The following is a 7,416-nucleotide window of genomic DNA, read 5'->3' on the forward strand; positions in this document are numbered from 1 at the left end:
CCCCCGTCCCGCCGCACCCCGCCCCGCGAACCCCTCGGACACCACAGCGACCTGCGCGTGCTGCGCGGCGCCTACCGCTGGCAGCGCCGCACCGCCACCCTCACCGCGCTCGGCTACTTCACCCTGTTCCTCGTCCTGTCCGCGTTCGCGCCAGGCGTCATGACCCGGACGGTCGCCGACGGCGTCCCCGCGGGCCTGCTGCTCGCCCTCCTCCAACTCCCGGTCACCTGGCTGGCGATCGCCCTGTACGAACACACCGCGCGCCGCCAAGTGGACCCGCTCGCCGACCGCATCCGCAAGGAGGCCGAACTGAACGCGCGCCGAGGAGCGACCCGATGACCGCCGGCGCCCCCGCACCCGCCCCCGCCGGCATCACCGGATTCAGCGGCTCGGCCCAGACCATGTCCATGGTCGCCTTCTGCGCCGTGGCCACCCTGACCCTGCTGCTGTGCGTGATGACCGGCCCGGACGGCGACGACCTCGACGAGTTCTACACCGGCTACGGCTCCCTGTCCCCGCTGCGCAACGGCCTGGCCATCGCGGGCGACTACATCTCCGCCGCCACCGTCCTCGGCACCGGCGGAGTGATCGCCCTGTGCGGCTACGACGGGGTCGTCCTCGCCCTCAGCACGACACTCTCGCTGCTCCTGCTGATGTTCCTGCTCGCCGAACCGCTGCGCAACGCGGGCCGGTTCACCATGGGCGACGCGCTGGCCCGCCGGATGCACGGCCGCTCCGTGCGGATCACCGCCTGCGCGGTGACCATCGTCTCCCTGCTGCCGATGATGCTGGTCCAACTGGCCGGCGCCGGACAGCTCATGGCGTTCATCCTCGGCTTCTCCAACGAGTCGCTGAAGACCGGCTGCGTCATCGGCGTCGGCGCCCTGATGATCAGCTACGCGGCCATCGGCGGCATGAAGGGCACCGCGCTCATCCAGATCGCGAAGATCGTGCTGCTGGTCGGCTCCGGCGCCGCCGTCGCCGTACTGATCCTGCGCCGCTTCGACTGGGACCCGGGCGCCCTGTTCACCGCGGCCGCGCGGCAGAGCGGCGCCGGACCCGCCTTCCTGCACTCCGGGCTCCAGTTCACCGGGCACTCCGGTGCCCGCCTCGACATGATCAGCTCGGAGCTGACCATCGTGCTCGGCGGCGCCTGCCTGCCGCACATCACCATGCGCATGTACACCGCGTCCAGCGCCCGCCAGGTACGCCGCTCACTGTCCTGGGCGGTCTCCCTCGTCGCCCTGTTCGTCCTGGTCCTCACCGTCGTCGGGTTCGGCGCCACCGCCCTCGTCGGCCGCGCGGCGATCGGCGCCGCGGACCCGCAGGGCAACACCGCCTACCTGATCGGCTCACGGGCCGCGTTCGGCACCGCCGTGTCGACGGGCGAGACCTTCCTCTTCACCCTGGTGACCACGGCGCTCTTCCTCACCCTGCTCGCCTCGGTGGCCGGGATGATCCTCGCCTGCGCCAACTCCCTCGCCCACGACGTGTTCGCGAGCCTGGCGCGGCGGATGCCCGCCCGCCGGGAGATGCTCCTGGCCCGCTTCTCCGCCTTCGCCATCGGAGCGCCGACGATCCTGCTGGCCACCCTGGCGCAGCACCACAGCCTGCAGCCCCTGGTCACCCTCTCCTTCTGCCTGGGCGCCTCCGCCCTCGCGCCCGCCCTGGTCTACGGCCTCTTCTGGCGCCGCTACACCCGCGCCGGGCTGATGAGCACCCTGATCGGGGGCTCACTGATCGTGCTGCTGCTCATGCCGGGCACCAACCTCGTCTCCGGCTCGCCCGTCTCCGCCTTCCCGGACGCCGACTTCAACTGGTTCCCGTTCACCACCACCGGCATCGTCTCCATCCCGGCCGGCTTCCTCTTCGGCTGGCTCGGCACCGTCGCCTCCGGCCGCCACAAGGCGGAGGAGCAGCGGCACCAGTACGAGGCCGTGGAGGGCCGGATCCTGGCGGGGGCGGTACGCGAGGGCGAGTGAGCGGCCGGCCCGCGGGCGCCGCCGCTACTCCACGACCGCCCGGCCGGTCAGCGAGACGAGGTGGTCGCGCACCGAGTCCATCTGCGTCTGCACGACGTCCCAGGTCTCACCGTGCTCGCGCAGCACCCGCTCGGTCTCCCGGGCGATCCGCTCCTCGCGCGCCCGCGCCTCGGCGACCAGCCCGGCGGCACGCGCCCGCGCCTCCTCCTCGCGGGAGCGCGCCCACTCCGCCGCCTCGGCGAGTACGCGTTCCGCGTCGGCCAGGGCGGCCTCGGCCCGGGCCGTCCGCTCGGCGTGAGCGGACTCGAACGCGGCCAGCCGTCCGGCCTCCTCCCGCTCGGCCGCGGCCCACCGCTCGGCGTGCTCCCGGCCCAGCTCCGAGAGCTCGCCGGTGGTGCGCTGCCGCACCTCGCGCAGCGCGCCGAGCGTCTCCCGGCGCCCTTCCTTCACCTCGCGCCGGGCTCCGACACGCAGTTCGTCGGCCTCGGCCCGGGCCGCGCCCAGGCACCGGCGGGCATGCTCCTCGGCCTCCGCGCGCAGTGCCTGCGCGGCTTCCCGCGCCGCCTCTTCGAGGCCCCGGGCGTACGACTCGGCTTGCGCGCGCCACTCCCCGGCCTCGCGCCGGGCACGCTCGCGGACGGCCGCCGCCTCCCGCAGCACGAGCTGGTAGAGCTGCCCCGCCTGCTCACCGAGCGTCTCGTACGTCTGCGGCTCCAGCCCCGCGACCACCTCACGCAGCCGCGCGGCCTCCGCCTCCATGTCCTTGGCCAGCACGGTCAGCCGCGCGGCCCGCTCCCACGCGGCGTCCCGGTCCCGCCCGAGCGCGGCCAGGTACGCGTCCACCTGGCCGGGACGGTAGGCACGCCCCCGGACCGTCGCGAAACGGTGCGGCGTCACTGCGCTGCTCACCCTGGGGACCCCTCTCGCCGGACATGCACGACACGTCATGTGGCGCACATCCTGAGGGATGGTGCATAAGCGTTCAAAACGCGACACTCGGCGCACATGCCACGGTCGCGAACCTCCGACATGCGGCAACTCCGGTCGGCACGGGCCCCGCACCCCGGACGGAAAAACTCATGCCCTTCACGCTCAGGCGTGAAGGGCATGAGGCGATCGGACGCGCCCGGTCGCGGTCAGGACCCGGGCGCGCCCGCTACAGCAGGCCGTCCCACATCTGCTCCAGCAGCACCGACCACCAGCTCTCCGGCGAACCCAGCGCCGCCGGGTCCAGGGCGGCCAGCTGCGCCTGGAAGTCCACCGTCCAGCGGCCCGCCTGCTCCTGGTTGAGACCGAACCTCAGCCGCCACATCCGGCCCAGCAGCGCCAGGCACCGCGCGAACTCCGGCAGCCCCGTGTTCACGAACTGCGGCGGCACCGGCGCACCACCCGGACCCGCCTCCACGGGCACCGCGACGATGTTCGCCGTCCCGTACTGCACACAGAGCGCCCTGCCGAAGTCCGTACCCATCACCAGGTACGAGCCCGCGTCCGCGGCCGGCTGCACCCCGCGCTCGGCCGCCAGCTCCGCCAGCGTCGGCACCGGACGGCCCGGCTGTGCCCGCGCCCAGAAGAACGGACCCATGTCCACCGGCAATCCGGCCACCACCAGCGTGTGCGCCACGACCGGCGGCACACCCTGACGCGACACCGCCTGCTGCTCGAACCGGAAGACCCCCGGCCCGAACGCCGCCGCCAGCTCCTGCGCGACGGCCTCCGGCGGGACCGGCTGCGCGGCCTGCACCGGCGCCAGCGGAGCCCGCACCGGCGCCGGCCGCGCCGGACCGTCCGCCACCTGGTGCAACTCTCCCTGGTGTGCCAGCAACTGCCGCATGCCCTGCTGCCGGCTCGCGTGATCCGTCCCGTACGGGGCGATGCTCGCGATCCGCGCCTGCGGCCACTGCTCCCGGATCATCCGCGCGCAGTACGCACCCGGCAGCTCGCACGACTCCAGCTCGGTGTGCAGCTCCAGCACCTGGTCCGGCGGCACGTTCATCGCCCGCAGCTCGTGGAAGATCTGCCACTCCGGGTGCGGCGTCCCCGGCGCCGAACGCCGGATCAGCTGCTGCTCCGAACCGTCCTGCGCGCGGTAACGCAGCACGGCCTGGTAACCCGGGCCCACCGTCGGCTGCCCCGGCTGCGGATAGCCGTACGCCTGCGGCTGCCCCGGCATCGGGCCGCCCGGCGGCGGCACCGCACCCGGCGGCACCGCGCCCGGCGGCATCGGCTGCGGGGCGCCGGGCATGCCGGGGCCACCGGCGGCACCGGACGGCATGCCGGGAGCCCCGGGGGGCGGCATGCCGGGACCGGGCGGCGGCAGAGGCGCGCCCGGAGCGGGCGGCGGAGGCGGGGGCGCGCCAGGACCCGCCACGGGAGGCGCGGCCAGCACGGTCTCCGCGTGGTGCACCGCACCGCGCGCGCCACCGGGACCACCGGGGGCGCCGGGCGGCTGAGGCGCGCCGGGGGCGCCCGCGAGGTGCGGCGCCCCGGGGCCCGGAGGCATGCCAGGGGCGCCCGGAGCCGCGGGAGCGCCGGGCGGATACGGCATGCCCGGGGCACCCGGAACACCGGGAGCGCCAGGGACGCCCGGAGGCTGGGACGCGGCTCCCATCAAGCTCGGGTCGGCGAACACCGTGGCCGCGTGGTGCACCCCACCGGGAGGCGTACCACCCGGAACGCCGGGGGCGCCGGGGACACCGGGAGCACCCGGCGCGTGCGGAGCACCGCCCGGAGCCTGGCCCTGGGCCGCGTCGGCACCGGGCGGACCACCGGGAGCGCCGGGCCCCTCGGGTCCGAGCGCCGACACCAACTGGGTCGGGATGTACCCGCCCGCGGGCGCACCGGGCGCACCGGGCGGGGGAGGAGGCATGCTCCCCGGACGCGCGCCCGGCGCACCCGGGGCGCCCGGCGGAGGCGGCGGAGCGCCCGCCCCACCGCGCGCCTTGCGCGGCGGCGGCGCGGCCTTGCTGGTCGCCGCGTCCGCGATGTCCCCGGCGTGGGGCGGAAGCGGACGCCCCGGCCCGGCCGGAGGCTGCGGCGCGTGCGGACCGGCGCCCGGCCCCTGCGGATAGCCGTAACCGGGGGCACCCTGCGGGACACCCGGACCACCAGGGCCCTGCGGATAGCCGTAGGGCTCGCCGCCCGGCGGAGGCGGAGGCGTGCTGCCCGGCGGGACACCCGGACCGGCGGGCGGCCCGGCCTGCGCACCGGGAGCCGGGGCGTAGGAAGGAGCTCCCTGCGGAGGCATGCCCGAAGGCGGCGGAGGCGTGCCGTGCGACGGAGCACCCGGCGCGTTCCCGGCGGCCTGCGCCCCCGGTACGCCCGACGCGTCAAGCGCCGGCGCGACCGCTGTGGCGGGCAACTGGCTGCCCCCCGACATCAGCGCCGTCTTCGCCTCGGGCGCGACCGCCGGCGGCCGCGGGCCCACCGCGTCCGGATCGCTCAACGGCGGCGCGAACACCGTCGCGGGCAACGGGACCGACCGGTCCTCGCCGGAATCCGCGTTGGTGTCCGTACCGGCCCACGGCGTGGCCCCGGCGGGCACGTCCGGCGCACCGGCCCCCGCCCCGGCGGCCGGCCACGAAGCACCGCTCCCCGGCCCACCGGCCGCACCCACGCCCTCACCGGCAGCCGGTGTCCGAGCGGGAGCGGGAGTCCGAGCAGCGGCGGGAGCCGGACCGGAGTGGGCGGCATCCGCCCCCACCGGCACCCCCGCCTGCGTCTCGGCCGGCGCACCACCCCCGGCAGCACCCCCACCGGAAGCACCGAACCCGCCGGAAGCACCGGAAGCACCGAACCCACCGGAAGCCTCCGAAGGCACAGGCGCGGGCGGCGCCGCGCCCACCGGCGCGGACTGACCCGGAACCGCCTCGCCCGAGCCCGAGCCCGCACCGGCGCCGGCACGCCGGTCCGGAATCCCCAGCTTGTCCGCCGCCTCCTGCAACCACTCCGGCGGACTCAGCAGGAACGACGTCTGGTTCAGATCCACCCGAGCGGGCGGCGCCGGCACCGCGTCCTCGACCTCGTCGCCACGGCCGTACTCCTCCTCGTACCGGCGGATCACCTCACCCACCGGCAACGCGGGCCACAACGTCGCCTCACCGCTGTCCCGCGCGATGACGAGCCGCTGCGCACCCGCGTCCGAACGCGGGCCCTCCGCACGGTCCTCGCCCCACACCACGAAACCCAGCTCGAACTCCCGCACCCGCACCTCACGATGCTGGTACGCCGGGACGTCCCCGTTGATCCACTCCTCGGCGCGCTCCTGCGCCTGCGCGAAAGTCACCATCGCTCGGACCTCACTCCCCCACCGGGCCGGACGACACCGCGACCGCACGCGCGAACCCGCCGTCCACCATCAGGTTCGCCACCGTCTCCAACTCCGGCGGATTGCCCGCGAGCCGCGCCAGGAACCCGTCGAAGTCGTCACCGCACGGCAGCAGCAACCGCTCCACCCGCTCCGCCGGCGACCAGGACGGATCCACGTCCCGCACATCGTCGTACGCGCAGAACCACACCGAACCGGCCCGCTCACCGCGCACCTTCACCGCGAGCAGGCCGCCCTGCACGAAACCGACGCCCAGGTAATCCTTCGTCAGATGGTCCCGCAGGCACTTGTTCACGTACACCAGGTCGTTGACCGCGGCCTCGTCCCGCACCGTGAAGAACGGCTGGTCGAGCAGCAGCCCCAACTCGGCGTCCAACGCCGCCCCCACCGGCGCGCAACCGCCCGCCGCCTTCAGGAACGACCGGTAGGCGCCGGGCAGCCGGTAGCCCAGATCCTCCTCGACGCCCTGCACCTGCGACTCCGTCACCGCCACACCCGACTTCGGCAACCCGAAATGCGCCGGACGCGTCTCCTGCAACGGCCGCGTACCGCGCTTGGCCTGGTCGACCCGGGCCGTCGCCACCCCACCGTGGTGCCGCAGCAAGGCCTTCACCTCGACCGGAACCAGCTCCAGCCGCCGCGAACCCAGCACGTGGTGCCACGTCCAGCCGTGCGGCGTCGCCACATCCGGCACCGTGTCCCACAACTCGTGCCCCGACGCGGCCAGCGCGGCGTTCGCCGACACATAGTCCGTCAGCCGCAATTCGTCGACCCCGAAACCCTCCGGCGGATCGGCGATGTCCGCCGCCGCCCGCGCGTACGGCGAGAAATCCGGGTAACCATGCTCATCGACGCGTACCCCTCTGGGGTGACGCGCCGCCCGGACCGGATCCGGGAAGTGCACGACCTGCCCGGCATAGGCCGCGTTCGGCGGCACGGCTTCTCCCCCGGCCTGGCGGCTGGGCGGCGCCCCCAACCCGAGCCGACCTGTCGTCATGGCGGTTGCCCCCTGCGGCGTTCTCTCTGGCCTGAACGGCGGTGTCGATCGCGGATGCCGACAGCCTATGCGGTACCCGCACACCGGTCACCGGCCCGCCACCCCACCCC

At 75.2% G+C, this 7,416-nt stretch carries 5 protein-coding genes; 2 read left to right on the forward strand and 3 right to left on the reverse strand.

Translation table 11 applies throughout. The features are described from left to right. Both V7E45_RS37025 and V7E45_RS37030 read left to right on the forward strand, forming a co-directional pair. The coding region (locus V7E45_RS37025; protein WP_333778675.1) for a DUF485 domain-containing protein at positions 1-339 on the forward strand (339 nt) is incomplete at its 5' end. Then, positions 336-1,982 (forward strand): sodium/solute symporter, encoded by a 1,647-nt coding sequence (locus V7E45_RS37030; RefSeq protein ID WP_333778676.1) that lies wholly within the window; start codon positions 336-338, stop codon positions 1,980-1,982. The genes V7E45_RS37025 and V7E45_RS37030, both read left to right, overlap by 4 nt. Before the next feature lie 24 nt (positions 1,983-2,006). Here V7E45_RS37030 and V7E45_RS37035 read toward each other — a convergent pair whose 3' ends face one another. From V7E45_RS37035 to V7E45_RS37045, 3 genes are all read right to left on the reverse strand, one after another. Beyond that, positions 2,007-2,891 (reverse strand): cellulose-binding protein, encoded by an 885-nt coding sequence (locus V7E45_RS37035; protein WP_333778677.1) that lies wholly within the window; start codon positions 2,889-2,891, stop codon positions 2,007-2,009. Positions 2,892-3,138: 247 nt separating this feature from the next. Continuing rightward, positions 3,139-6,270 (reverse strand): SUKH-4 family immunity protein, encoded by a 3,132-nt coding sequence (locus V7E45_RS37040; RefSeq protein WP_333778678.1) that lies wholly within the window; start codon positions 6,268-6,270, stop codon positions 3,139-3,141. Positions 6,271-6,280: 10 nt separating this feature from the next. Next, the gene (locus tag V7E45_RS37045; protein ID WP_333778679.1) at positions 6,281-7,306 is read right to left on the reverse strand and encodes an SMI1/KNR4 family protein; all 1,026 of its coding nucleotides are present in this window, start codon (positions 7,304-7,306) and stop codon (positions 6,281-6,283) included. Positions 7,307-7,416: the final 110 nt, after the last annotated feature.

This window comes from Streptomyces sp. IBSBF 3136 (assembly GCF_036815105.1).
Taxonomy (GTDB): Bacteria; Actinomycetota; Actinomycetes; order Streptomycetales; family Streptomycetaceae; genus Streptomyces.